This is a genomic window from Pedobacter sp. JCM 36344 (genome assembly GCF_046546555.1).
Taxonomy (GTDB): Bacteria; Bacteroidota; Bacteroidia; order Sphingobacteriales; family Sphingobacteriaceae; genus Pedobacter.
In genome coordinates, this window is the sequence record NZ_JBKHKK010000020.1 from 1 (window position 1) to 26,666 (window position 26,666).

Consider the following 26,666-nt stretch of genomic DNA (forward strand, 5'->3'; position numbering starts at 1 on the left):
TCGCGGTTGCGAAGATAAACCTCCATATAAATTTCCCCAAAAATCTTGCTGATACGACGACTATTTGTTTCTGGCTGTCCGCTAAAATTTGTATTTTACCCATAGTAACTTTGACTTTGGTAGTATCGTAACTTCAAGGGTAAATTAACTGGTTGGCGATAATTATTTAACATGAAGTGATGCTCCCCTTATGACTCGCTGTTACTCAGGTTTGGGGGTCATGGATTTGGACTGCCCTGATCACGCCCTAAGGCTTCTTAAGCAGCCTCCGTAGGAGAAAATAACCTTAAACCGTTTGGTGAAAATCAAACGGTTTAAGGTTCAGCTCCTTGGCTCTAATAGATGCTAGGTGCAGATTGTACTTTGTCTGCAGATTCGCCCAGATATCCGCTGTTCCACCAAAGACTTTAGAAATCCTAAAAGCCATATCAGGGGTGATGTCAGACTTTTCATGAATGATCTTATTTAAAGTCTGACGAGATATGCCTAGTAGGTCGGCTACTTTAGTCACACTCAGGTCATTGGCGTTAATTACTTCTTCTCGAAGTATCTCGCCCGGATGGATAAATCGCATTGTTCTTTTCATGACATTGTTCCTTAATGGTAATCTATGTAGTCAAGGTCATAAGCATGTTGGCCATCAAAAAGGAATATGATCCGGTAATTCTTGTTTACCTTCACGCTCCAAAAGTCATTCAAGTCTCCTGAAAGCTTATGGATATTCCAATTTGGAAAAGCCCCAAAGTCCTCTGGCACTTCTTGGGTTGCATCGATAATCTCTAGCATTATTTCGATACGCCTAATATGTTCGGCCGGGAGCTTATTTACTTTACCATGCTCCCAAAGTTGCTTAAGGCCTTTATGCTTAAAACTCTTAATCATACCTTATGTAAACTGTAAAGTTACAGTTGTCAACTTTATTATGCAAGTTAATTTTATAATAAAAGCCTTCGGCATTAAAAATCCATACAATAATACTTAAGTGAACTATATAATGCTCCTCTTACACCTTGCTGTTACCTGGGTTTGAGTGTTGCTGCAATCTGACGGCCCTGATGCCGCCCTGAGGCCGCCTATTTCCTAGGAAAAGGCGGCCTCAGGGCGGCATCACTGCGGCAGGAGGGCGGCCTAAAGCAAAGCACAACCCGAGCGTGCAATTACACCTGTCCTATCCTAAGTCTAAGATAGGCAGCAAACATTTGCACACCAGATTGGAAAATCTAAGATAGCTGTAAATTCAATTTCCCGCTTAAAAACTTGGAAACTTCATTAAAATAGCGCTTTCTGCCGTAGCCCATAACCCATTGTATTCCGGTTATCGCATTAGTAACAAAAACTTCCTCTGCCTCTTTCAAAACCTCCGGATTGATCTGCGCTTCAATTAAAGGAACATCATTGTGTTTTGCAATTTCCATAATTACGCTCCGCATTGTTCCTGCAACGCAGCCTTCGGTAAGCGCGGGAGTATAAATTTGCTTATTGTAAACTACAAAAACATTGGAGCTGATGCTTTCACATAAAAAACCAGCGTTATTTAACATAAACGCATCATCAAGACTATTTTGTTTTTTAAAAAGGCCAGCCATCACATATAAAAGGGAACTGCTGGTTTTAAAGTTGGAAAATTTATCGGCCGACTTAGTAATCTCATCAAATACATCAACTATTAAACCCTTCTTATTGAGCTCATAGTTTTCTGAGGACATCGCTGTAGCTTCCAACAAGTAGCCCGTTTTGTTACTTTCAGGCGTGTACAAGCCTCCATCAGCCCTGTAAACAGAAAGCCTAAGTCTTGCCCCCTCTTTTAACTTATTCTTCTTTAGCAGCTCTGCAGCCTTTTGCCTCAAAAAATATTCATCCATCAGGCCTGCGCCTTCCATTTTGAGGGCTTTCATTCCAGCAGTTAGTCTATCTGCATGCTTTTCAGCAAATTGCAATTTTCCACTGCACACCCTCATAGATTCGAAAAGACCATCCCCATATCTAAAAGCACGATTTTGTGAAGTCAGAACGGCATCGGTAGATAAGAAGAATTCGTCGTTATGTAAGATGTATTGTTGCTGCATGAACTAAGGTTGTACGATGTAGTTTCTCCATTTAGTTAATGCTGCGTCAAAATCAGGGGGCAAAGGTGCTTCAAATTCCATGTATTTTTGCGTACTTGGATGGATAAAGCCCAATGTTTGTGCATGTAGGGCTTGTCGCGGTAACAAGTCGAATGTATTTTGTACAAACTGTTTGTATTTGTTAAAAGTCGTACCCTTAACGATTTTATCCCCACCATAATTGGCGTCATTAAAGAGTGGATGACCGATGTGTTGCATATGTGCTCTGATTTGATGGGTGCGACCAGTTTCAAGTTGGCAACTAATTAAAGTTACATATCCTAAACGTTCAAGAACCGAATAATGTGTTACCGACCACTTTCCTTTTTCTTCATCATCATATACATCCATGATAATCCTGTTTTTTAGGCTGCGACCGATATATCCGGTAACTGTTCCATTTTCAAGTACATCACCCCAGGCTAAAGCCACATATTTACGAGTAATCGAATGGTCAAAGAATTGTTTTGCGAGCTTGGTCATGGTGATCTCGTTTTTGCTGATAAGCAAAAGACCAGATGTATCTTTATCTATACGGTGAACTAAACCGGGTCTTCCTTCGTTTCCAGGCAATTCCGGGAGCTGTTCGAAGTGGAAAGCCAATGCATTTACGAGCGTTCCTGTATAATTATTATAGCCTGGATGCACTACCATGCCCGCTGGCTTGTTTACAACCAGCAAATCCTGGTCTTCATACACGATTTCAAGAGGGATATTTTCAGGGTAAACTTCAGTATCTCTTGGAGGATGGGGAAACACGACAGAGATCTCATCTGCAGGTTTCACCTTATAATTCGCTTTGATTATTTTTTTATTGACAAGCACATTTCCAGCTTCAATTGCTTTCTGAATGCGATTTCTGGAAGCATTTTCAACACGGTGCATTAAAAATTTGTCAATACGAAGCAAAGATTGTCCTTTATCTACAACAATGTTCAGATGTTCGTACAATTCCTGATCATCAAGCTCGGAGGAGCTACTATGGTTTTCCATTAATTTTTTTATGTTTTGATGTTAAGAAATCTTTAAGTCGTTACCTTTTGCTTGTTTTTAACTTAATGGCGCGGGGTGATTTCCTGGTGCAAAACTAATCTTTACAGATTACATATTTAAAAAAAAGAAATTGGCCTGCTATTTGATAGGGTGCGATTACTTAACCTAATACTCTTGATTATGAAAAATTTTACTGAAAATGTGAAAATAGTGTTGAATTTTTTCCCTTACCTAATAAGGAAAATATATTTTAAACCTTAAACCCTATGTCAACATTCGGCCTGCTATATTTGTTTAAATGTTTTCAAATATTTTCAGTCCGATAGATCGATTAAAAAATTCCTCAAGAAACCAGATTCTGGTCAAGAGAGATGATCTAATTGACCCGTTTATCTCGGGGAATAAATGGCGCAAACTCAAGTACATCCTCAAAGAGGCTGAACATCAAGACAAAAAGCACATCGTCACGTTCGGCGGTGCTTATTCTAATCACTTAGTTGCTACCGCTGCCGCTTGTTCCAGATCGAGATTTAAAAGTACCGCATTTGTTAGAGGAGAATCTCTTAACAATGAAATGCTTATGATTTGTCGGTTGTTTGGCATGGAACTCATCTTCACTGACAGAGAATCCTACAGACAAAAGAAAACACTTTACGAACAATATTTTGGGGGTGATCCAGATACCTATTTCGTTGATGAAGGAGGGGCTTCTTATGAAGCGATTTTGGGCTGTGCGGAGATTATCCAGGAATTACCTGAAGACATAGACCATATTTTCTGCGCAGCCGGAACAGGTACTACAGCTGCTGGGCTATTAAAAGGTATTTACGATGCAGGGTTAAGCACTCAACTCCATGTGGTACCGGTACTAAAGGGCGGAGGTTTTATCGGAGAAGAAATCATCAAATATACAGGGCTCGATACTCAGCTGACATTACACCTCGATTACCACTTTGGAGGATATGCTAAAACAACTTCAGAACTCATTACTTTCATGAAAGCTTTTACTGCTGAAGAAGGTATTCTAATTGACCAGGTATATACTGCAAAAATGTTTTATGCAATTGATGATTTGGTTAAAAAAGGCTGGTTTAAGCCAGAAGAAAAAATAGTAGCCCTCCACACTGGCGGGCTACTGGGACTTATGGGTATTAAAGATAAAATTTAAAGGACGTAGTACATTTTCGACTTTTGAGCAGGCGTGCCTGACAACTTTTCATCCTGTCTGTAGTTCTCTTTCAACATCTGTTTAATGTCGCGCTCAATCGTATCACAAATAGCGGTAGTTGGGGTATCAGTTGGTTTATTTTCAAAGGGATCTTGCAGATGTACAGCCATCTTTTCAATCAGGAGAAAAGAAGAAGCGATCGCAATTACCAAAGGGACCTCTACCACCCCGAAAAACTCGATCAATCCGAAAGGTAGTAACAATATGAATAAGAACAATGCGAACCTGATGTAAACACTGTAGGTTACGGGGAACACTGTATTTTTAATTCTTTCACAGCCACCCATTTCATTGGAGAATGAGGTAAGTGTATTATCAATCTGAACCTGTTGAAATTCGTTTATCCATCCTAATTTAAAAGCATTTCTCAAATCTACGCCCTGCAATTCCTGCAAAGCAAGAGGTATATTGTTGTAGCGACTGATGAAGTCTATATCTTCCTGACTAATCAATTTTTCTAAACCTTCTAAAGGATCATGACCACGCAAGTGACGACTTAAAGCATGGCACCAGGCAATCTGTCTTTTGGCCATTCGTTCGCAAAAAGCCTTCTCGTTATCAGCGCCATAAGGATCGTCTACAAAGGTTAAAAGCTGACGGGTCAGGGTTCTGGTATCGTTAACGATAGCACCCCAAATTGTTCGGGCTTCCCACCACCTATCATAGGCTTGATTGGATTTAAATGCCAAAAGAAGTGAAATTACAGTTCCTAAAATAGTCGGCACTGCAATTGGAATCGAGATTCGGGTAATATGAAAGTTGTTGTATAATATGGCAATTAAAACCGCGTATAGGGTAACAAACAGCACCTCAACCTTGATTTTATCAAACATATATTTAACGGGAACATTATCTTTTAATAACATATTTCAATGGATTTAGGTGAAAATTAGGCTTGGGCTAGTTGCAGCTCTGGAGTAATGCGCAGTTCTCTAGCTGGTTTTTCTAATTGGGTTCTATTTATACTAATTACCGGCAAAGCCGATTTCTCTATTAGTATTGCCGGATCAATGCTAGACTTATTGATCTTACTGCAAGAGCAATCAGCAGGAATTAGGACGCAGTCCACTTCATGATTTTCCAAAAAGTTGCGGAACATACTGATTGTGCTTCCATAAAAAAACTCAATTTTGATAACTTCTATATTTGGAAGTTGTGCTTTGTATGTTGTACATTTATTGTAAAAATCATCGCTGATATTCTCAAATTCTCTAGATCTTCTGGAAAGCATTAAAAGATCTCCGATCGAATCTGAAAGTTTAAACATATGAACGAATACAAAAGAAACCTTCTGGGTGTCATATTGTGAACATAAACTAGGAATGCAGTCAAGAGATCTTTGCGAAAAGTCTGTTGGGATTAGGATCGTTTTCATAAGTATAGTTTTTTTAAAGGTTTCTTCCTCGATTAATTACTTATACAATACTACAACGGAGGCATTAGAGCCAGCTTAGATAATCATTAGATTGGCATTAGAATTTTACGGTAGTAACTCTAAGAATAGAGAGTTTATTGATAGACTGAGCAGATTTAGATTAGTATACAACTTCAGGGAGTATAATTATTAGAAAGTCATTAGAATCCGCTTACAGGAATCATGATATTGATCTCTGTGCCGACGTTTTCTTCAGATCTTATTCCAATAGAACCCTTGTGAAGACGGATGATGTTTAGTGTTAATGGCAATCCTACTCCATGACCTTGAAATTTTCCTGTATTGGATGCCCTAAAGAATGGTTCAAATATATGCTGCTGCTCTTCATCAGGAATCCCGATGCCTTCATCGATCACGCTTACACTCACACGTCCTTGTTTTGAAGTCACACTAACCTTTACCGTTTGATGGTTAGAGTACTTGCAAGCATTCAATAAAATGTTACTTATAGCAAGCTGTAAGAGGTTCAGGTTTCCATCAATAAATAATTGCGATTCATCCTGAGGCAGCTCGGAAAAGTCAATCTGAATTGTTCCCTCCGGGTCAATTTTCTTCACCGCATCTGCCACTTCGAGAACCAATTCGTCAATTCTGATCTTCTGCCAATTTTGTCGCTTACCATCAAAGCCAGATTGAGCTAACCCAAGTAAGCTTGTTAATATATGACTTAGTTTCTCTGCATGGGATAAAATTACTTTTGACGCAGCCTTAGTTTCTTCAGATAAGTTATTCTGCGCAAGTAACAGTTCTACTTCGCCACTAATAATGGCCAAGGGTGTTTTCAATTCATGAGAAGCATTACTGACAAAATTATTCTGCGTTTCAAAAGCAGTTTCCAGTCGGTTCAGCATATTATTGAAAGTAAGCACAAGCTCTGCGAGTTCATCTTTACCTTTAAGCGCCTTTAAACGAGAGTTCAAATTGTTTGCGGATATGTTATTTACTTTTTTTATAATAGAAGTGATAGGCTTAACCGTGTAATGAGAGAAAATACGTCCGGCGACAAATATGAGTACCAAAAAAACAACAAAAACGATAATCAAGATCTTAGTAAGTGCTTCCAGTTCTTTAAAGCCATATGGATCTGCAGCATTGACAACAACAACGTAATTACCCCAATTTGTGTGGTATAATCCGCCATAATAAAAATGGTTTTTTTCATTGTACCGGGCTTTGCCATTTTTTAGAATTTCATCGTAAAATGTTTCAGGAAGGGTTAAACCAGCAGGGTGTTTGAAGATGTTATTTGAATCAAGTTTGATCAGAAAATCCTGCTCCTCTGCTAATTTTTCAAGATATCGATTCCGGACTTCCTGATATGTTGCCGACTTATCGTCTGGATGGATTTTAATTTCAGCAGCGAGATTGGCCCTCGCCTCCAATCTTTTAAAGAAATCTTCAAAATTAAATTCTGATACAAAATAAAAGATAGAAGCTGTAAGCAAGATCAAGCCCACTGTGCCTAGTCCGAAAAACAGTAATGTTATTTTAGTTTGAATCTTCATTAATCAGATCTTCTTTCAATATATAGCCCATACCAAAAACAGTATGAATCAGCTTTCCCGCATCGGGAGTTTCTATCTTTTTACGTAAGTAGTTTATATAGACATCGACAACATTTGTTCCCATATTGAAATCTATATCCCATACATTCTCCAAAATTTGGATTCTCGAGAGCACTCTGTTTTGATTTCTCATAAGGTACTCCAATAAACGGTATTCTGTGGCTGTCAAGCTGATAGATCTCCCTGATCTGGAAACTGTCTTAGAAGACATATTAACCTCGAGATCGGCAATGGACACTTTCTCTTGAGGTATAGCTGTTGTCCTGCTTCTCCTGACAAGGGTACGAATCCGGGCAGAAAGCTCCATCAATTTGAATGGTTTCAATAGGTAGTCATCCGCCCCACTTTCCAGTCCGGTGACAATATTCTCTGTGCTTCCTAGCGCAGTGAGCATGATGATTGCTATATTTTCATTTTTCTTCCTTATCTCTTTACAGACTTGGATTCCATTGATCCCTGGAAGCATGATATCTAAAATGATTACCTCGAAATCGTATTTGAAGGCCATATCCAATGCAGTATTGCCATCTCCTGCAACGCTCACTTCCATCCCCTCTTCGGTCAATCCCCTTAAAATAATAGATACCAAATCGGGTGTATCTTCAACTAATAATACTTTCATTAGATCAATTTCTCTCAAAATAGAAACTTGTAATGAAAAAAATAGTTTGGCTAATAGTATTTACTTTTACATGACTGTGTTAAATAGCCATTTTGGGAATGGGAGGTCTGGTTAATTTTTTCTAAGTTTGATAGAAACCATAATATAGGATTATGTATAAACTGACCATAGCTCCAGATGAGGTTAGCCAAAGTTTAAGTAAGCACATTCTAGCAGACGGCTTCGACTTAACCTATGACATAGAAAAAAGTGAGGGAGTGTATATTTATGATTCAAAACACAACCGCAGAATTTTAGATTTTTTCACTTGTTTTGCTTCTGTACCTCTTGGATATAATCATCCAAAGATGATTGGTGATGAGGGATTTAAGAATAATTTGTTACAGGCAGCGCTGGCTAATCCATCTAATTCTGATGTCTACACGCAACAGTATGCAGAATTTGTGAATACATTTTCCAGAGTTGGTATTCCTTCCTATCTTCCACATGCATTTTTTATTGCGGGAGGGGGCTTGGCAGTAGAAAATGCCATAAAGGTTGCGATGGATTGGAAGGTTCAAAAGAATTTTGGTAAAGGCTATCAGCAGGAAAAAGGTTTTAAGGTTTTACATTTTGAAAAAGCATTTCATGGTAGAACAGGATACACTTTAAGTTTGACTAATACCTTACCAGACAAGACAAAATGGTATGCTAAGTTTGATTGGCCACGAGTGGCTACCCCTATTGTTAGATATCCATTAGTAGATGATAATTTGCAGACTGCAATCGAGTCTGAGGCTATCTCAATTACCCAGATAAAGCAGGCCTTTATAAAACACAAAGATGATATTTGCGCAATCATTATTGAGCCCATCCAATCTGAAGGTGGGGATAACCACTTAAGAGAGGAGTTTCTAATTCAATTAAAAACTCTCGCTGATGAAAACGGTGCTTTTCTCATTTATGATGAAGTTCAGACAGGCGTTGGTTTGACGGGCAAGTTTTGGTGTCATCAACATTATAAAGAAGAAGCACAACCAGATATTTTAGCATTTGGTAAGAAAATGCAAGTTTGCGGAATTCTGGCAGGAAATAAAGTAGATGAAATAGAACGGAATGTATTTAACGTTTCTTCCCGAATCAATTCTACTTGGGGTGGAAACTTAGTCGACATGGTTAGGTCTTCACAAATTTTGCAAATTATTGAAGAGGATAAGTTGTGCGAAAATGCTGCTGTTGTAGGTTCTTATCTACAAGACGGTCTTTTACAGCTTGCAAACAAGTATGATCAGATGACTAATGTTCGCGGCAAGGGCTTAATGTGCGCATTTGACTTTCCCAAAAAAGAGATGCGGGATACTTTCATAAAAAAGGGACTGGAAAATAACGTGATGTTTCTGGGTTGCGGCAATCAAACGATACGATTCAGACCTGCGCTTTGCATGGAGTCGAAACATATTGATGAAGGATTATTTATAATGGACACTATACTGGGCACTTTGTAATTAGACAAAAGCAGAGAATCCGGTGATGGCTCGGCCGACAATCAGCGTGTTAATTTCCTTTGTTCCCTCATAAGAATAAATAGCTTCGGCATCGGCAACGAAACGTGCTACATCATACTCCAACAAGATACCATTGCCGCCCATAACTTCTCGTGCCCTGCTCACCACGTCCCTGGTTCTCATAGAACAAAAAACCTTTGCAAGAGATGCGTGCTCATCGGTAAGTAAGTTTTGATCCTGCAGCTGCGACAAGCGGAAACACAGGGTTTGCATTGCAGTAAGATTGGAAAGCATTTCTACCAGATGGTTCTGGATTAACTGATAGGATGCAATTGGCTTTCCAAACTGCTTTCTTGTTCTGGTGTAGTGCAAGGCACTTTCATAGGCTCCTCTTGCACAACCAACGGCCTGCCAGGCGACGCCAGCCCTGGTCATTTTTAGTACTTTCGCAGTGTCATTAAAGGAGTTTGCATTTTGTAAACGATCTGCTTCTTCGACTTCACAATTGGTAAGGGTGATGAGTCCGTTCTGCACTATCCTTAGTGCCATTTTATCAAGCATTTTTTCTACTGAAAAGCCTTTTGAGCCTTTCCGAACAAGGAAACCTTTTACCTGATTATCATCCAGGTCTTTTGCCCAAATGATGGTAACATCAGAGAAGGTAGCGTTGCCTATCCACTTTTTCTGCCCATTTAGCACCCACTTATCGCCGGTTCTTTTTGCGGTTGTGGTCAATCCGCCTGCCACTCCTGAACCTACTTCCGGCTCTGTCAGTCCAAATGCACCTATCTTTTTAAACTGCTGCATTTCCGGCAACCATTCTTGCTTCTGCTGCTCAGATCCTAAAAGATAAATGGAGCCCATCGCCAGGCCACTTTGAACACCAAAGAAGGTAGAAATAGAAGTATCAACTCTAGCCATTTCCATTGCCAGCATACCTTCCATCAGGTTTGACTTGTTAGGACATCCATAACCATCATAGGTTAAGCCGCAGATATTTAAGGACGCTATCCTTGGGATGAGTTCGTGCGGAAATTCTGCTTTTAGCCAATATTTATTTACGACAGGCTTGACCTCTTTCTCAAGAAAAGCCCTAACCGTAAGCTGCAATGCTCTGTCGTCGTCTTTCAAGGCTTCATCTCCAAGATGATAAAAGTCGCCATCTATTGGAGGCAGCTCACGCTGTTTATGATTAGAGCTCATCATCTTCAATAAACCGTTTAATTGGTTTTCATCCATGTGAGAGAGAGAATCAAGTACTTTCGTAACGTCTACTTTCTTAAAGATTTTGTAAGCACTTTTGATGTTAGAGAAGATCGACATGGTAGCGGTTTAGTTATTTTAAATCAAACAGGCTGTTGACGCCTAATAACTTTCTAGAGGTAAAACCTTCAGCATAGGTGGTTCCAATAGACTTACCCATTTCTCTGGCTCTCCCTACAACGCTGTCAAAAAACTCTGGTGAAGAAATATAGGTTTCTGGTCCTTCTTCCTGATCTGGATTATAGAACTGGGTTTTAAATGCCTGAATACAAGCGATTTTTTTTTCGATGTAGGGAGTAATATCGATAATGATATCAGGCTTTATGTAGTGATCCTGAATGTACTGAAGTATTAATGAAGGTCTCCATGCCTGTTGCTTTTTGCCTTCAATGATAGTTTCAACCTTTGACAAGCCTGAGTAAAAACAAGCATCATTTGCCAGATCCCCTCCCCTGCCATGATCCGGGTGCCTATCTTGTAAGGCATTAGTAAGCACTAATTCAGGTTGATATTTTCGGATCATTTTAATAATCTCAAGCTGATGCTTTTCATCATTAACGAAAAAGCCATCCCGGAACCTGAGGTTTTCTCTGGCATGAAGACCAAGGATTTTTGCAGATTCAGCGGCTTCCTGATCACGGGTTTCGGCGGTACCACGTGTACCAAGTTCACCTCGTGTGAAATCTATTATGCCCACCTTTTTACCTTCTGCGATGTGCTTTAAAATGGTACCAGAACATCCAAGTTCTGCATCATCGGGATGTACGGCAAACACCAATATATCTAACTTCATATTGTTTTATTAGAACATTAAATTAATTTGAGAATCTTCTTTTTGACTTTCGATGATAATGGGGTGGTGAAAGGATAGAAATAGTCGACTACTTCACCATCACGATTGATCAGATACTTGTGAAAGTTCCATCTCGGTGTAGATACCTCAGATAAAAATTTATATAAAGGGTGCGCTGCTGCTCCCCTTACCATGATCTTTTGAAATATTGGAAACTTTACCCCATGATTGAGCTGACAAAAAGCAGCTATCGCTTCGCCATCTAACGGTTCCTGGCGACCAAAATCATTTGAGGGAAAAGCGAGCACTTCAAAATCGTTGTCATTTAACTCTTCTTTCAACTGCTGAAGCTCTTTGAGCTGAGGGGCGAATCCGCATCCCGTGGCAATGTTGACTACGAGTAGAACTTTGTTTTTGTAGGATAAAAAATTGGTTTCAACGCCATCAATGAGTTTAACTTTGAATTGGTGAATGCTTTTAGATGTATCAGACATGTTCATTTATTGATAAAAGCCAGAGGATACGATGATAGACTCAATGTCTCTATCCTGCCAAGGATCATAGGTACTTTTCAGGTTATGACCCACAACTCTGGCTACCGATTGATACAGAAACGCTGTTATACCACCTTTTGTTTCCTTTACTATGTCGTAAGTTGTACGCCCCAGCTCCCTATCTATCAATTTTGTAAGAATTTGTCCTTGCGTGATCGTTAATTCTTTGATTTCGCGGTTAAACATATCTTTTATCTCCTTATCGCACTGTTTTACGAATTTTTTTTGTTCTTTTTTGTCCGCAGTAGATGCGACTTCCCGTTCTAATTGCTCATACCTTCTTTTTGCGAACAATGCGTAAGGCATCACTTTCATCACATTGTACTTTAACCTGTTAAATGCGATCTGATCTGCAGGAGTTTTAAAAATGCGATAACCGTAAATGACTACTTCATTTAAAGGAATCCAAGGAATCATTTCTCCATTCTCATTTGTTCCGGCTACGCGAATGGTATCGTTTTTACCTAGAACGGGCATTTTAACAGACACAACAGAGACTTGGGCAGTCGCGGATATGCTGCTAATAATGACAATTGACAGAACAAATAATCTATAAAATTTCATAAATTTATAACCCTGTAAAGATACGGCTAATTTAATATTATGGACTTAATTTAAACCCTAATGTAATTATTATGCAAATAAATAGCCATATTTTTTACCTAAATAATACATTAGCAGAACTACACTAGAGAACACATAAGTCAAGCTTTTATTGTGGAGGTAGTCATGGAGACGAATAAAAAAACCTATATTAATTAAAGGAAGATAAGATGTTGATGAAAAATGCATTAGTGATTGATTTAGAAGCAGAAAAGCTGGAGATTTTAAAAAGATACAGGGCTCTTTTACGTGCTTGTAAACCGACAATGCAACGTGGGGATAAGAAGGAAATTAGAAAAGCTTTCGACATGGCTCTGGAAAGCCATAAAAATATGCGCCGTAAATCTGGCGAGCCATATATATACCACCCCATCGCGGTAGCACAAATTGCCGCGGAAGAAATAGGCTTGGGCACAACTTCCATTGTTTGTGCGTTATTACACGATGTGGTGGAAGATACTGACATTACGCTGGAGGACATTGAGCGGGAATTTGGCAAGAAGACGGCAAAGATCATTGACGGCTTAACAAAAATTTCAGGCGTATTCGATTATAACAGCTCGCTACAGGCTGAAAACTTTAGAAAGATGTTGCTTACCCTTGCCGATGATGTGAGGGTGATTCTGATTAAGCTGGCTGATAGATTGCACAACATGCGAACTATGGATTTTATGCCCCGCCAAAAGCAGTTGAAGATTGCGTCAGAGACGATTTACTTATATGCACCATTGGCACACAGGCTGGGTTTGTATACTATAAAGTCCGAATTAGAGGATCTCTCGATGAAATATCTGGAACCTGACACCTATAAGTACATTGCGACCCAGCTGAATGAAAAGAAGGCCGAACGCAGCTTATTTATCAAAAGGTTTGTGGACCCTATCAATGAGATATTAGCTGAGCAGGGTTTTACAGCAGCCATTTACGGTCGTCCAAAATCCATCCATTCTATTTGGAACAAGATGAAAAGCAAAAACATTCCGTTTGAGGAAGTTTATGACTTATTTGCCGTCAGAATCATTTTGGACAGTTTACCAGAACACGAAAAAGCCGACTGCTGGAAAGCGTATTCGATAGTCACCGACCTTTATCGCCCAAACCCCGATAGGCTGCGCGACTGGGTATCTTCTCCGAAGGGTAATGGCTATGAGTCTTTGCACACTACTGTCATGGGTCCAAAAGGACAGTGGGTTGAAGTACAGATCAGGACCCAACGTATGAATGAGATTGCGGAAAAAGGATTTGCTGCACACTGGAAATATAAAGAATCCAGTAATGACAACGGACTGGACCAGTGGATTATGAATGTTCGGGAAATGCTTAACAATCCAGAATCAAATGCTTTGGATTTCCTTGATGACTTCAAGATGAATTTGTTTTCTGATGAGATCTTCATTTTCACCCCTAAGGGTGCGTTACTTCAACTTCCTCTCGGTGCTACGGCTTTAGACTTCGCTTTTGAGATCCATACTGATGTGGGCGCCAAGTGTATTGGCGCAAAGGTAAATCATAAACTTGTTCCGCTTTCTTATAAGCTTCAGAATGGGGATCAGGTAGAGATTATCACTTCCAGCAAGCAAACTCCGAAAGAGGATTGGTTAAATACCGTTGTTACTGCGAAGGCAAAATCAAAGATCAAATCTTCGTTGAAAGAAGAGAAGCGGAAGGTTGCAGAAATGGGTAAGGAAGCCCTAGAGCGCAAACTCAAATCGTTGAAGATCACCTATAATACTGACAACCTAAATAAGATCAGCTACTTCTTCAAACTGCCTTCTACACAAGAGCTATTCGTAGCGGTTGCACACGGTAAAGTAGAACTCAAAGACCTCAAAGACTACCTGGCAAGTGAGAAAGAGATAGAGAACAGAGGAACTGAAAAAAACGACAATCAGAAGATTGATGCGATACTGAATAAGGTTAAGGGCAAAGAGTCTGATACCTTATTGATTGGCGAAGATTTACAAAAAATTGATTATACGTTGGCGGCGTGTTGCAATCCGATCCCGGGAGATGATGTGTTCGGTTTTGTAACAGTTAACGAAGGGATTAAAATTCATAGAATAAGCTGCCCCAATGCAGCCCAACTTATGGCCAACTACGGCTACAGGGTTGTTAAAGCTAAATGGAATAGGCAGCAGGAATTAACGTTCTTAACTGGCCTACATATTATTGGCATCGATGATGTGGGCCTGATCAACAAAATCACGAAGGTTATCTCTAGTGATTTCAAAGTGAATATGCGGTCCATCACAGTAGATACAGACAATGGAATCTTTGACGGGGCCATCATGATATTTGTGAACGACAAAGAGCACCTGGACAACCTGATTGAAAACCTCATGCTGGTAAAAGGAGTCACAGCAGTAACACGTTTTGACACTTAAAATACCAACAAATCATTAGCGTTTAATATAAAAATTGATACCTTTGATAGGAGTTTAATAACTATGTCTACAAACCACAACAGCGAGCTGGTAAGAAAAATATTTGAAGCTTACCTCGAAAATAAGAGTCTTAGAAAAACACCTGAGCGTTTCGCCATTTTAGAAGAGATCTATTCCAGAGATGATCATTTTGACGTGGAGACGTTATATATACACATGAAAAACCAAAAGTATCGTGTGAGTAGAGCTACTGTGTATAATACTTTGGAGTTGTTGGTTTCCTGTGATCTGGTTACCAAACATCAGTTTGGTAAAAACATGGCTCAATTTGAAAAATCGTACGGATACCATCAGCATGATCATATTATTTGTATTGACTGTGGGAAGGTTGTGGAGTTCTGTGACCCACGTGTACATCAAATACAAAGCATGGTTGGTGATCTGCTGAAATTTGAGATCAAGCACCATTCCCTTAACTTATATGGTGTTTGCTTTGATTGTTCTGCAAAAGCATCAATGAACATTAAGAACACAGCCATTAAGAATGCGAGTTAAAAATCCAATTATAAATATTTCTATTAAATTTTAAGAATGACGCAAGTAGATGTGCTTCTAGGCCTGCAATGGGGCGATGAAGGCAAAGGGAAAATTGTTGATGTATTAAGTCCTCAGTATGATTTGATAGCTCGTTTTCAAGGCGGTCCGAATGCCGGGCATACTTTAGAGTTTGATGGCAAAAAATTTGTTCTAAACACTATTCCGTCAGGTATATTTAACGAAAAAACAATGAACCTTATTGGAAATGGCGTGGTTATAGACCCCATCATTTTAAAAAGGGAACTAGACAACCTTAAAGCTGCTGGTCATGATCCTGTTGGTAAAGGTAAATTAGCAATTGCGCGTAAGGCACATCTTATCCTTCCTACTCACCAGTTGCTTGATGCGGCTAATGAGCAAAAAATGGGTAAAGATAAAATTGGTTCAACTTTAAAGGGTATTGGGCCAACTTATATGGACAAAACTGGCCGCAATGGCTTGAGAGTTGGGGACACCACTCTTCCTGACTTTAAAGAACGTTATAATAAGCTGGTACAGAAACATAAAGACATGTTGTCTCATTATAATTTTGAGTATGATTTAACAGAGAAAGAGGCAGCATTTTTTGAAGCTATCGAATTCATAAAAAGTATTCCTCATGTAGATAGCGAGCACTATGTAAATGGCTTTCTTAAGGAAGGCAAGACTGTGCTAGCGGAAGGAGCGCAAGGCACTTTACTGGACGTGGATTTTGGGTCTTATCCTTTCGTTACTTCTTCAAATACGACAACTGCTGGCGCCTGTACCGGACTGGGTATTGCCCCCAACAAGGTTGGACATGTTTATGGAATTTTCAAAGCTTACTGTACTCGTGTAGGTGGAGGCCCATTCCCAACTGAGCTAGACAATGAAGTTGGTGAAACGTTGCGTTCTGTTGGTCATGAATTCGGAGCAACTACGGGTCGTGCGCGCCGTTGTGGCTGGATTGATCTTCCTGCATTGAAATACGCAATTATGTTGAATGGCGTCACCGATTTGATCATGATGAAAGCGGATGTTCTGGATGGATTTGATTCCATTTATGCATGCACGCATTATGAGCACAATGGTGAGACTATTGACTATATGCCATACGATATCATCACGGTTCAGCCTATCCCTGTTCTGAAAGAAATTGAGGGTTGGAAAACAGATGTCACCAAAATAACTGCTGTGGATCAGATTCCTGCTAAACTGGCTGACTACATTGCTTTCCTGGAGAAAGAATTGCAAGTACCTGTTAAGTTTCTGTCTGTTGGTCCCGATCGTACTCAGACCTTAGAACTGAATTAGTAATTCTCGAAAATATTATACAAAGGCGGCATATTGTCGCCTTTTTTATTGGACTAATTTTAAAGCATATCGATACATTTGCAATCGGAATTTATGAAGATCGAGGAAATACAATTATTCAAACAGAAGGCGCTTAGGTGGGCGGATCGTTTTGATGTTTGTTGTTACCTTGACTCAAATAACTATAGTGACAAGTATGGTGAATACGACTTTCTAATAGCTGCAGGAGTTGCGGATGAGCTCACCTGTTCAGTCGGAAATGCGTTTGAAACTTGGAAGGCTTATTATGACCTAAATAAAAGCTGGATGTTTGGATTTTTAAGTTATGACTTGAAAAACGAAATAGAAGAACTGGACTCACAGAACCCTGATCATTTACAATTCCCAGAATTATATTTTTTTATCCCTCAGTATCTAATCATTGGGAAAAATGGAGAGGTTCATGTAATCATTGGCGATTTAAATGTTCTCGACCTTATCCAAAACATCAAGTTTGATGAAGCTGCTGCAATTGCATCTGTAAAAGTAAATAAACGGATTGAAAGACTGGTTTACATTACTGCAGTGGAGAAAATGCAAGAACATATCTTTCACGGGGATATTTATGAAGCCAATTTCTGTCAGGAATTTTTTGCAACACATGCCATTATAGACCCTGTATCGGTTTATCTACAACTGAAAGAATTATCACCCACTCCATTCTCAGGCTATTTCAAACAGTATAAAAATTACATTTTAGCCGCTACCCCCGAGCGCTTTCTTTGTAAACGAGGAACAAAGCTTGTATCTCAACCCATCAAAGGAACGGCAAAAAGAAGTCCAGACCCGGCTTTGGATAAACAGAATAGGGTAACCCTGCAAAATAATGCAAAGGAACGGGCAGAAAATGTAATGATTGTTGACTTGGTGAGAAACGACCTTAGCAAAAGCGCGGTGAAGGGAAGTGTTGTAGTTAATGAACTATTTGGAGTTTATGGGTTTCCTCAAGTTTATCAGATGATTTCTACGATTAGCTGCGAACTAAATCCTGAGCTACATTTTATTGATGCCATTAAGAATGCTTTTCCAATGGGTTCTATGACTGGGGCACCAAAGTTAAGCGCAATGCGATTAATTGAGTTACTCGAATTTTCCAGGCGGGGTGTCTATTCAGGCGCTATGGGCTACATCGATCCATCAGGCGATTTCGATTTTAACGTTATCATTCGAAGTCTCCTCTACAATGCCGGAGAGAAATATCTTTCATTTCAGGTGGGGAGTGCAATAACCTATGCTGCGGAAGCAGCGCATGAATATGAGGAGTGTTTGTTAAAAGCATCAGCTATTTTACAAACCATTGAAAGTAAAAATGCTACCCTAAGGTAGCATTCAAATTACTTTACAGGTTTACCTGTAGTTGACTTATAATACTTTTGGGCTTCAGGCAATGCATTCTGGATTCTTGCAATCCTTGTTGCATCACTTGGATGGGTACTTAAAAATTCAGGTGGTTTCTGCCCTCCTTGGGAAGCTGATGCCATTCTTTGCCAGAAAGATGTGGCATTTTGAGGGTTGTACCCGGCCATGGCCATAAATATTAATCCTAATCTATCAGCTTCCAACTCCTGGTCACGGCCATACTTAAGCATTACTAATGGTGTTCCCACTCCATAAAGGGTATTAAACACTGATTGTGTTTGCGGGTTCTTTGAAAGCGCTACGTTACCAGCAACACCAATACCTTGAGAAACAAGTTCCTTAGACATACGCTCCGCAGAATGTCCTGCAATAGCATGTGCGATCTCGTGTCCCATCACAGTGGCTAAACCAGCATCATCTTTAGTTACAGGAAGAATTCCTGTATAAACTACAATCTTACCACCAGGCATACACCATGCATTTAAATCTTTACTCTGAACAACATTCACTTCCCATTGATAATTTCTAATTAACTCTGCATACCCGTTGTTGTTCATGTAAGACTTTACAGCGGCAATGATATTATTTCCGACGCGTTTAACTTGTTGTGCCTGTGCATTTGATGCAGAAAGAACAGCACCCTTATTCTCTGTAAGAAATTCTCCATAGGCCTGAAATGCCATAGGTAACATCTGTGAATCACTGACCAGATTTAGCCTGCTCCTACCCGTTAAAGGGACTGTTGTACAGGATGAAATAGTGAGGCCTGTAATGGCTGCACCAAGAATAAATAACTTTTTCATAGATTTTAGTTTAACTTGCTTTTTTCTTGAACAGGTAAACTTTTGATTCTTTGCCTTTGAGGAGTCGCTCGAGATTCTTTTGATGAGTTATAAGTATTAAAATACAAACGCACATACCGTAAAGAACTTCTGATCTAATGGTAGACTGTAATATGAAGATAGTACTTAGCGGAAATGTAAAACCTGCGCATATAGAACCCAACGAAACATATTTAGTAGCCAATAAAACCACAACAAAAACAAGAACGCAAAACATAGCTGCTGGGAAGTTAACTGCCAAAATCATTCCAAAAAGCGTAGCTACTCCTTTGCCCCCTCGGAAGCCGGCAAATATTGGAAATAAGTGCCCCATTACTGCCGTTACACCTAGTGCAAGTTGATAATTGACGAATTGTGAAGTATGCTGAGGGCCAGTTACGGAGAGACCTATAAAGTAGGCAAGGTTGGTCGCGGTGTATCCTTTGGCAATGTCTATGATCATTACGGCGATACCCGCCTTTTTTCCAAGAACCCTAAAAGTATTTGTTGCTCCTGCATTTCCGCTTCCATATTCTCTGACGTCGACGCCATAAAATGCCTGTCCAAGCCATACCGCTGTAGGTATAGAGCCAAATAGATAAGCGAACAGAACTGCTGAGATAGAAAAGATTGATATCATTTCTAGAAGGCCTTTAAACTCATATCTATACTTTTAACGGAATGAGTTAACGCACCCATTGAGATATAATCGACACCACACGCCGCATAATCCATAATGTTAAATTCAGTAATTCCTCCGGAAGCCTCTGTAATAAAACGACCATCTATGAGTTGGATCGCTTCCTTTAAGTCTGCTATTTTAAAATTGTCCAGCATAATACGATCAACATTACCAGTCAATAATACAGCTGATAGTTCAGAAAGGTTTCTCACTTCAATCTCTATCTGAAGTGCTTTAGCATTTATTTTCAAGTACTGGTTTGCTGCATTAATAGCTTTTGCAATGCCACCTGCATAATCTACATGATTGTCTTTGATCAAAATCATATCATACAAACCAATCCTGTGGTTTACGCCTCCTCCAATGCGAACAGCCCACTTTTCAATAACTCTTAGTCCAGGAGTCGTCTTACGAGTATCTAGTAATTTAGTTTTGTAACCCGCAAGCAACTTTACGATGTTGTGAGTCTTAGTCGCTATCCCACTCATCCTTTGCATGCAATTTAAAACAAGCCTTTCTGCGAGGAGAATAGTGTGGGTATTACCTGAAACGTTGAAGACGATGTCGCCGTACTTAATCTCTTCACCATCATTAATAAACATTTCCACCACAAGACTAGAATCAATATAATTGAAAATTTGCAGCGCTAATTCGACGCCGGCTAGTATACCATCTTCTTTAATAATGAGTTTTGCTTTTCCCTGTGCATTTGCAGGGATTGTTGAAAGAGAAGTGTGATCACCGTCACCAAGGTCTTCGGCAACAGCATTTTTTATGAACAGATCTATGATTTGCTTATCCAAAACTTAAATTTAAATCCAAAAATAGCATTTTACGGCTATTTCTCGGTTTCTATTTTTAATTCAGTTATAAAAAAAGCGCTCCCGTTCTTCTTTAACGTAATTGAAACCCTGAACGACCCATTCTTAGTTATCAAAGACAAAGCTCCATATCTGAAATTTGGATTGGTATTTAATCGGTGAATGATAGTAGATTTTATAGGAGTGTATTTCGAAAAAAAGCTTCGTAAAATTTGTTCTGCCTGTGCTTTAGAATAGACATCTTCTTCATCAATGATGATTAAGTCTACACTTGAAGAAAAGTTTGATGCTATATCTTTAGAGTTCGCTGACCTAAACTGAGCGCAAAGTTCGTCAATAATATCGCCTTGAGATGCAATAAACGCAGGAAAATGAAAAAACAGCACAACAAATAAGAGTAATGGTTTCATAAACAAGGGTTGACTGACACACCAAAACAACATAAATGATGCCATCTTTCGGGATGTTTATCTGGAAATTGGTTCGCAAAAAAAACATATTAGTCTATCTTTGTAACACAATTGAAATTATTAAGATGCAAATGAACAATAAAAAAGTAGTGCTGCTTATTCTTGACGGTTGGGGATATGGCAAAAAAGATAGCTCTGATGCTGCATACCATGCAAACACTCCATTTTTTGACAGCCTTTTAGCGCAATATCCAAACTCAAAGCTTGAAGCATCTGGCGAAGCGGTAGGTTTACCGGTGGGTCAGATGGGCAATTCTGAAGTTGGACATATGAACCTTGGCGCTGGACGCGTTGTTTATCAGGAACTGGGACGAATTAATAAGGCAATTGCCGACAAGACACTTCATAACAACGAAGTACTTGTAACCGCTTTCAAATATGCTAAGCAAAACAAAAAGGCAGTACACTTTATCGGATTAGTTTCCAATGGAGGAGTTCATGCCCATATTGAGCATCTGAAAGCGCTATGTGACGCTGCTGGTGAGCAGGGATTGAAAGATGTATTTATACATGCATTTTTAGACGGTCGAGATACAGATCCGAATTCGGGTTTAAACTTTATAAAAGATCTGAATAAACACCTCGAAACATCTACTGGCAAAATTGCGAGTTTGATTGGAAGATATTATGCAATGGATCGTGATAGCAGATGGGAAAGGGTGAAATTAGCATATGACCTACTTACAAAAGGTGTTGGTGAACATGTCGAGGATCCAATTGCAGCTATAGAGAAGTCTTATCATGATGGCATTACGGATGAGTTTATTAAACCAATTGTCGTGACTGATGCTAAAGGAGTGCCAACTGCGACCATTCGACCCGATGATGTAGTAATTTGTTTCAATTACCGTACGGATCGTGGAAGGGAAATTACTTCAGCTTTAAGCCAGGCAGACTATCTAGATTTCGACATGCACAAATTGCCACTTTACTATGTGACAATGACAACATATGACGAGAGCTTTAAAGGGGTAAAAGTGGTATTTACGAAGGACGATTTGTCGCAAACTTTAGGTGAGGTACTTCAAGTCAATAATAAGAAGCAGATTCGTATTGCAGAAACTGAAAAATACCCCCATGTGACTTTCTTCTTTTCTGGAGGTAGAGAACAGGAATTTAAGGATGAGAAACGAATCTTAATTCCTTCTCCAAAAGTTGCTACTTATGATCTTCAACCTGAAATGAGTGCTGCAGGAATTACAGAAGCAATAGTTAATGAATTAAAAGCGGGATGGCCTGATTTTGTTTGCCTAAATTTTGCAAATCCTGATATGGTTGGCCACACAGGTGTATTTGCTGCCGTGGTAAAAGCTGTAGAAACTGCTGATTCTTGCGCCAAACAAGTTGTTGAGGCAGGAATAAAAAACGGATACTCATTTATCATTCTTGCTGACCACGGCAACTCTGAGTTTATGATAAATAATGATGGCTCAGCAAATACTGCACACACCACTAATCTTGTTCCTTGTATATTGATTGACAACGATTATAAATTCATAAAAGATGGCAAGCTGGGTGACGTTGCACCTACCATTTTAGCGATCATGGATATTACCATTCCAGAAATAATGACCGGGCACGTATTGGTATAATGAGGAAAAATGCATTATTTCCCTTAACACTATTGTTCCTTATCTGTAGTTGCAAATCACCTACAGATAAAGAACAAATTTCAAAGTCTGAGTATTTCGATATCAAGGGATACTTTGAAGCAGAAATTTCCAGGGTTTCCAAGCTAAAACCTTCAATTAAAAAAACAGTTGCAGTGAATGGAATATTGGAAACAAAAACAATTAAGATTAAGGATTGGAAGCATGAATTAAGTGCTTTTAGTGACGCGGACATCAATCGGGCATCCTGGAAAGGACTTTTTATAGTCTCCAAAATGGATACGATGGAAACCTATTTATCCGAAAATGACAAGGTCACAGTTCGAGAAGTAACGGTTAAGCTGCGTAAGGGCCAGGTTTACAAGATATCAATTGTTATACAAAACAAGAATATGCTATATGACTCTGTAGATAGCTTAATTTATGTTGCTGATAGCTTATATCGCGTGAAAAAGCAACAAAATATCAAATTTCTTTCGACAAAGAATTATCTGATCGAAGGGAAATTTAAATAGTTATTTTAGGCTTGATATCTGTGCTTTAACATAGGAAACCAAACTGGTGATATCTGTACGTTGAGGTTGAAGAACTAGAATTTTTTGAAAATCTGTTACAGAGTTATTGAACAAGGCGATACAAGCTGTTTTGTCAACGGCTTTCTTAATCTTATAAGATTTATAGATTGCGTAATCCTTGTAGGCCAGCGCACGATTTTGCAGTAGCTGCGAATCTTCTTCACCATTCAATTCAATTGCTTTGGTAAAATCCTTAACTGATGACAAATAAAAATTATCTCTCATTTGACTCAATGATTCACGTGGATCGTTAGCAACGTTTAAACGTGCCTTCCCTCTATAATAATAAGCAGAATAATCCGCTGGCTTTAACGCGATGTATCTGCTGTAGGTAGATACAGCATTTTCAAAATTACCTGACTGGTAGTACGAATACCCTAACATTTTCAAAACATTGGCATTATTGGGATCTTTGACGTCAGCTTTTTCTAGTTGAGAAACCGCAGCTTTAAAATCCCCTTTCATCATTAGGGCCTGGAAGCCAAGCTTATCATAATTACCAGTTTGAGCAATCGTTTGCCCCGTGATTAAAACAAAAAATAATAAAGCGGTCTGTTTGAAATAGATCATTAATTTTTACTTAATAAGAAATAAATATATTTAGTTTTGCCCTTATACCCTAATAATCGTTGAAACTATTTTTAAGTTATCGGAAAAGATGCAAATAGTCAACTATCGTACCGGTATAATTATTCTGTATCAACGCTAGCTTTGTTAAATTATGATCTCGTTTGGAATAAATATTTTTGACCTGACTTTTTAACATACAAAAAAAGGTTAGACCAATTTTGGCACAGGAGTTGAAAATATGATAAATCTATATTAAAATAGTAATATAGGAAATGACGGCTGTCAGATTGTCGTTAAAAATTTAAAGAAATACTTAATGAGCAAACAAGATCAATTTGATTTTAGCAACGCACTACCCATTATAAATGAAGACACAGAATTCTTTCCATTAATGTCTCAACAAGACGAAGATGAAATGAATAACGAGGATACACCTGAAATATTGCCAATACTCCCTTTAAGAAATACCGTCCTTTTTCCAGGAGTTGTAATTCCAATCACCGTTGGAAGGGATAAGTCGATAAAATTGATTAAGGAGGCTTACAAAGGGAACAAGATCATTGGTGTCGTTTCACAAAAGGATGTATCTATTGAAGATCCCACGTTCGATCAGTTAAATAATGTGGGCACAGTTGCGCACATTATAAAGATGTTGCAAATGCCTGATGGGAACACTACTGTGATCATTCAGGGTAAACAACGTTTCCGCTTAATTGAGGAAGTTCAGTCTGAACCCTACATCAAGGTGAGCATCATTAAATTTACTGAATCTAAAAATAAGGCGGACAAGGAATTTAAAGCACTGATTGCATCTATAAAAGAGATGTCTTCTCAAATCATACAATTATCGCCCAATATTCCAAGCGAAGCTGGAATCGCTTTAAAAAACATTGAAAGTACGTCATTTCTTATCAACTTTATATCTTCCAACATGAATGCTGACGTTTCTGACAAACAGAAAATGTTGGAAATGACAAATTTGCGTGAGCGTGCAACTATGGTTATGGAATTGCTTACGCTAGAATTACAAATGCTGGAGTTGAAGAATCAGATTCAATCAAAAGTTCGCACAGATCTTGACAAGCAGCAGCGTGATTATTTTTTGAATCAACAGTTGAAGACTATCCAGGAAGAATTGGGCGGAAATTCATCTGATTTGGAATATGAGGCGCTACAATTGCGATCCCGTAAGAAAAAATGGGCTATACATGTGAAGGAGCATTTTAATAAAGAGCTAGATAAACTTGGCCGAATGAATCCAGCTGCTCCGGACTATTCCCTCCAGATTAATTATTTGGAATTACTACTGGATCTACCTTGGGATGATTTCACAAAAGATAATTTCGACCTAAAGCGTGCTCAACGCATCCTTGATAAGGATCACTTTGGGCTAGAGAAAGTAAAAAAACGTATTATCGAATATTTGGCTGTCTTAAAACTGAAACGAGATATGAAAGCGCCAATCATTTGTTTAGTGGGCCCTCCGGGAGTTGGTAAAACCTCTTTAGGGAAGTCAATCGCAAAGGCATTAAATCGTAAATACGTAAGAATGGCACTAGGCGGCATCAGAGACGAAGCCGAAATCAGGGGCCACAGAAAAACTTATATCGGAGCAATGCCAGGAAGAATTATTCAGTCTATTAAAAAAGCTGGAGCAGCTAATCCTGTATTTGTACTTGATGAGATTGACAAAGTCGGCTCAGATCAACGTGGCGATCCATCTTCTGCTTTATTGGAAGTTTTAGATCCTGAACAGAACAATGCTTTCAATGATCATTATGTCGAAACCGATTATGATCTTTCAAGTGTTCTTTTTGTTGCTACGGCAAATTCTTTGAGTTCTATTCAACCCGCATTACTGGATCGTATGGAGATTATTGAAGTAAATGGATATACTATTGAAGAGAAAATAGAAATTGCTAAAAAATTCCTTCTGCCTAAACAGAAGGAACAGCATGGCATAAAGACTAAGGACATTGTCTTGAAAAACAACCTTATTGAAAAGGTTATTGAAGATTATACCAGAGAGTCTGGTGTACGTGGATTAGAAAAGAAAATAGGGTCTCTTGTTCGGGGAGTTGCTACAAAAATAGCTATGGAGGAGAGTTATGAACCCATACTTACCATTGACGATATTGAACGTATTTTAGGTGCTCCAATATATGACAAAGATCTTTATGAGGGAAATGAAGTGGCAGGTGTGGTTACAGGGCTGGCATGGACCTCTGTTGGTGGAGATATTTTATTTATCGAAGCAAGCTTAAGTCCGGGTAAAGGAAAACTTACGCTTACTGGGAATCTTGGAGATGTGATGAAAGAATCGGCGGTTATTGCGCTTGCCTATTTGCGTGCCCACGCTGCGGTATTTGGTATCGATCATCTGCTTTTTGATCAGCGTGATATACATATTCATGTCCCAGCTGGAGCTACTCCTAAAGATGGGCCATCTGCTGGTATTACTATGCTAACTGCATTAACTTCGGCATTTACTCAACGCAAAGTAAAATCCAATTTGGCAATGACCGGCGAAATTACGCTTAGAGGTAAGGTACTTCCTGTAGGTGGTATCAAAGAAAAAATACTTGCGGCGAAACGTGCAGATATAAAAGATATTATCCTCTGTAAATCCAACAGAAAAGACATTTTGGAGATCAAAGAAAGCTACATCAAAGACTTGCGTTTTCATTACGTATCAGAGATGAAGGAAGTAATTGAACTGGCGCTGACTAAAGATAAGGTTAATAACGCTCATGACCTTACCGTCAAGCAAAGTGTAGTTGCAAACTAAAATTATTTTGCATAATATTGAAGGAACCAACAA

26 protein-coding genes are annotated in these 26,666 nt (G+C 39.0%); 9 read left to right on the forward strand and 17 right to left on the reverse strand.

Annotation, left to right across the window (positions count from 1 at the left end):
• Nucleotides 1-286 precede the first annotated feature (286 nt).
• The 4 genes from ACHFIZ_RS16490 to ACHFIZ_RS16505 all read right to left on the reverse strand — a co-directional run bounded on the left by ACHFIZ_RS16490 (nucleotide 287) and on the right by ACHFIZ_RS16505 (nucleotide 3,098).
• Nucleotides 287-586: a HigA family addiction module antitoxin gene (locus tag ACHFIZ_RS16490; RefSeq protein ID WP_410887829.1), complete on the reverse strand. Its 300-nt coding sequence runs from the start codon at nucleotides 584-586 to the stop codon at nucleotides 287-289.
• A gap of 11 nt (nucleotides 587-597) precedes the next feature.
• Nucleotides 598-882: a type II toxin-antitoxin system RelE/ParE family toxin gene (locus ACHFIZ_RS16495; protein ID WP_410887831.1), complete on the reverse strand. Its 285-nt coding sequence runs from the start codon at nucleotides 880-882 to the stop codon at nucleotides 598-600.
• Between the two features lie 338 nt (nucleotides 883-1,220).
• Nucleotides 1,221-2,066, reverse strand: coding sequence for an aminotransferase class IV (locus ACHFIZ_RS16500; protein ID WP_410887833.1), 846 nt, complete (start codon nucleotides 2,064-2,066; stop codon nucleotides 1,221-1,223).
• Nucleotides 2,067-2,069: 3 nt separating this feature from the next.
• Nucleotides 2,070-3,098, reverse strand: a complete 1,029-nt coding sequence (locus ACHFIZ_RS16505) for an RluA family pseudouridine synthase (RefSeq protein ID WP_410887835.1) — start codon at nucleotides 3,096-3,098, stop codon at nucleotides 2,070-2,072.
• Nucleotides 3,099-3,396: 298 nt separating this feature from the next.
• Between ACHFIZ_RS16505 and ACHFIZ_RS16510 the strand changes: the two genes are divergently transcribed.
• Nucleotides 3,397-4,266: a 1-aminocyclopropane-1-carboxylate deaminase/D-cysteine desulfhydrase gene (locus tag ACHFIZ_RS16510; RefSeq protein ID WP_410887837.1), complete on the forward strand. Its 870-nt coding sequence runs from the start codon at nucleotides 3,397-3,399 to the stop codon at nucleotides 4,264-4,266.
• On the opposite strand, the gene ACHFIZ_RS16515 is transcribed toward ACHFIZ_RS16510, so the two are convergent.
• The 4 genes from ACHFIZ_RS16515 to ACHFIZ_RS16530 all read right to left on the reverse strand — a co-directional run bounded on the left by ACHFIZ_RS16515 (nucleotide 4,263) and on the right by ACHFIZ_RS16530 (nucleotide 7,948).
• Complete coding sequence (locus ACHFIZ_RS16515) at nucleotides 4,263-5,192, reverse strand: bestrophin family protein (RefSeq protein WP_410887839.1); 930 nt, start codon at nucleotides 5,190-5,192, stop codon at nucleotides 4,263-4,265. The genes ACHFIZ_RS16510 and ACHFIZ_RS16515 overlap by 4 nt on opposite strands.
• A gap of 23 nt (nucleotides 5,193-5,215) precedes the next feature.
• Entirely contained in the window at nucleotides 5,216-5,701 is a 486-nt protein-coding gene (locus ACHFIZ_RS16520; protein WP_410887841.1) for a hypothetical protein, read from the reverse strand.
• Nucleotides 5,702-5,901: 200 nt separating this feature from the next.
• Nucleotides 5,902-7,266 carry an ATP-binding protein gene (locus tag ACHFIZ_RS16525; RefSeq protein WP_410887843.1) on the reverse strand — a complete coding sequence of 455 codons (1,365 nt, stop codon included), beginning with the start codon at nucleotides 7,264-7,266 and terminating at the stop codon, nucleotides 5,902-5,904.
• Entirely contained in the window at nucleotides 7,250-7,948 is a 699-nt protein-coding gene (locus ACHFIZ_RS16530; RefSeq protein WP_410887845.1) for a response regulator transcription factor, read from the reverse strand. Before ACHFIZ_RS16530 ends, ACHFIZ_RS16525 begins: the two co-directional genes overlap by 17 nt.
• Nucleotides 7,949-8,100: 152 nt before the next feature.
• On the opposite strand from ACHFIZ_RS16530, the gene lat reads away from it, so the two are divergent.
• Nucleotides 8,101-9,432 carry an L-lysine 6-transaminase gene (gene lat, locus ACHFIZ_RS16535; RefSeq protein WP_410887847.1) on the forward strand — a complete coding sequence of 444 codons (1,332 nt, stop codon included), beginning with the start codon at nucleotides 8,101-8,103 and terminating at the stop codon, nucleotides 9,430-9,432.
• On the opposite strand, the gene ACHFIZ_RS16540 is transcribed toward lat, so the two are convergent.
• From ACHFIZ_RS16540 to ACHFIZ_RS16555, 4 genes are read right to left on the reverse strand one after another with little or no spacing between them, the layout of a single operon-like run.
• A complete protein-coding gene (locus ACHFIZ_RS16540) occupies nucleotides 9,433-10,755 on the reverse strand; it encodes an acyl-CoA dehydrogenase family protein (RefSeq protein WP_410887849.1) in 1,323 nt (440 codons plus the stop codon).
• Between the two features lie 13 nt (nucleotides 10,756-10,768).
• Nucleotides 10,769-11,488, reverse strand: a complete 720-nt coding sequence (gene bshB1 / locus ACHFIZ_RS16545; protein ID WP_410887851.1) for a bacillithiol biosynthesis deacetylase BshB1 — start codon at nucleotides 11,486-11,488, stop codon at nucleotides 10,769-10,771.
• A 17-nt stretch (nucleotides 11,489-11,505) separates the two neighbouring features.
• Nucleotides 11,506-11,982 (reverse strand): glutathione peroxidase, encoded by a 477-nt coding sequence (locus tag ACHFIZ_RS16550; protein WP_410887853.1) that lies wholly within the window; start codon nucleotides 11,980-11,982, stop codon nucleotides 11,506-11,508.
• Between the two features lie 6 nt (nucleotides 11,983-11,988).
• On the reverse strand, nucleotides 11,989-12,606 hold the full coding sequence (locus ACHFIZ_RS16555; RefSeq protein WP_410887855.1) for a DUF4294 domain-containing protein: 618 nt from the start codon (nucleotides 12,604-12,606) through the stop codon (nucleotides 11,989-11,991).
• A gap of 215 nt (nucleotides 12,607-12,821) precedes the next feature.
• Between ACHFIZ_RS16555 and ACHFIZ_RS16560 the strand changes: the two genes are divergently transcribed.
• The 4 genes from ACHFIZ_RS16560 (at nucleotide 12,822) to ACHFIZ_RS16575 (ending at nucleotide 18,263) form a co-directional block, all read left to right on the forward strand.
• Nucleotides 12,822-15,029: a RelA/SpoT family protein gene (locus tag ACHFIZ_RS16560; protein ID WP_410887857.1), complete on the forward strand. Its 2,208-nt coding sequence runs from the start codon at nucleotides 12,822-12,824 to the stop codon at nucleotides 15,027-15,029.
• A 63-nt stretch (nucleotides 15,030-15,092) separates the two neighbouring features.
• Nucleotides 15,093-15,584, forward strand: a complete 492-nt coding sequence (locus ACHFIZ_RS16565; protein WP_410887859.1) for a Fur family transcriptional regulator — start codon at nucleotides 15,093-15,095, stop codon at nucleotides 15,582-15,584.
• Between the two features lie 36 nt (nucleotides 15,585-15,620).
• A complete protein-coding gene (locus ACHFIZ_RS16570) occupies nucleotides 15,621-16,898 on the forward strand; it encodes an adenylosuccinate synthase (protein WP_410887861.1) in 1,278 nt (425 codons plus the stop codon).
• Between the two features lie 93 nt (nucleotides 16,899-16,991).
• Nucleotides 16,992-18,263: an anthranilate synthase component I family protein gene (locus ACHFIZ_RS16575; protein WP_410887863.1), complete on the forward strand. Its 1,272-nt coding sequence runs from the start codon at nucleotides 16,992-16,994 to the stop codon at nucleotides 18,261-18,263.
• Between the two features lie 8 nt (nucleotides 18,264-18,271).
• Here ACHFIZ_RS16575 and ACHFIZ_RS16580 read toward each other — a convergent pair whose 3' ends face one another.
• Genes ACHFIZ_RS16580 through ACHFIZ_RS16595 form a run of 4 tightly spaced genes read right to left on the reverse strand, consistent with a single transcriptional unit; the run spans nucleotide 18,272 to nucleotide 21,030 of the window.
• Complete coding sequence (locus tag ACHFIZ_RS16580; RefSeq protein ID WP_410887865.1) at nucleotides 18,272-19,099, reverse strand: M48 family metallopeptidase; 828 nt, start codon at nucleotides 19,097-19,099, stop codon at nucleotides 18,272-18,274.
• Nucleotides 19,100-19,109: 10 nt separating this feature from the next.
• A complete protein-coding gene (gene plsY / locus ACHFIZ_RS16585) occupies nucleotides 19,110-19,757 on the reverse strand; it encodes a glycerol-3-phosphate 1-O-acyltransferase PlsY (RefSeq protein WP_410887867.1) in 648 nt (215 codons plus the stop codon).
• A gap of 2 nt (nucleotides 19,758-19,759) precedes the next feature.
• The gene (gene nadC / locus ACHFIZ_RS16590) at nucleotides 19,760-20,602 is read right to left on the reverse strand and encodes a carboxylating nicotinate-nucleotide diphosphorylase (RefSeq protein ID WP_410887869.1); all 843 of its coding nucleotides are present in this window, start codon (nucleotides 20,600-20,602) and stop codon (nucleotides 19,760-19,762) included.
• 35 nt (nucleotides 20,603-20,637) lie between these two features.
• On the reverse strand, nucleotides 20,638-21,030 hold the full coding sequence (locus ACHFIZ_RS16595; RefSeq protein WP_410887871.1) for a DUF4783 domain-containing protein: 393 nt from the start codon (nucleotides 21,028-21,030) through the stop codon (nucleotides 20,638-20,640).
• A 131-nt stretch (nucleotides 21,031-21,161) separates the two neighbouring features.
• On the opposite strand from ACHFIZ_RS16595, the gene gpmI reads away from it, so the two are divergent.
• On the forward strand, nucleotides 21,162-22,682 hold the full coding sequence (gene gpmI / locus ACHFIZ_RS16600; protein WP_410887917.1) for a 2,3-bisphosphoglycerate-independent phosphoglycerate mutase: 1,521 nt from the start codon (nucleotides 21,162-21,164) through the stop codon (nucleotides 22,680-22,682).
• Complete coding sequence (locus ACHFIZ_RS16605) at nucleotides 22,682-23,215, forward strand: hypothetical protein (RefSeq protein WP_410887873.1); 534 nt, start codon at nucleotides 22,682-22,684, stop codon at nucleotides 23,213-23,215. Before gpmI ends, ACHFIZ_RS16605 begins: the two co-directional genes overlap by 1 nt.
• On the opposite strand, the gene ACHFIZ_RS16610 is transcribed toward ACHFIZ_RS16605, so the two are convergent.
• On the reverse strand, nucleotides 23,216-23,845 hold the full coding sequence (locus ACHFIZ_RS16610; protein WP_410887875.1) for a tetratricopeptide repeat protein: 630 nt from the start codon (nucleotides 23,843-23,845) through the stop codon (nucleotides 23,216-23,218). It lies immediately after the preceding gene.
• A 316-nt stretch (nucleotides 23,846-24,161) separates the two neighbouring features.
• Between ACHFIZ_RS16610 and lon the strand changes: the two genes are divergently transcribed.
• Entirely contained in the window at nucleotides 24,162-26,633 is a 2,472-nt protein-coding gene (gene lon, locus ACHFIZ_RS16615; protein WP_410887877.1) for an endopeptidase La, read from the forward strand.
• Nucleotides 26,634-26,666: the final 33 nt, after the last annotated feature.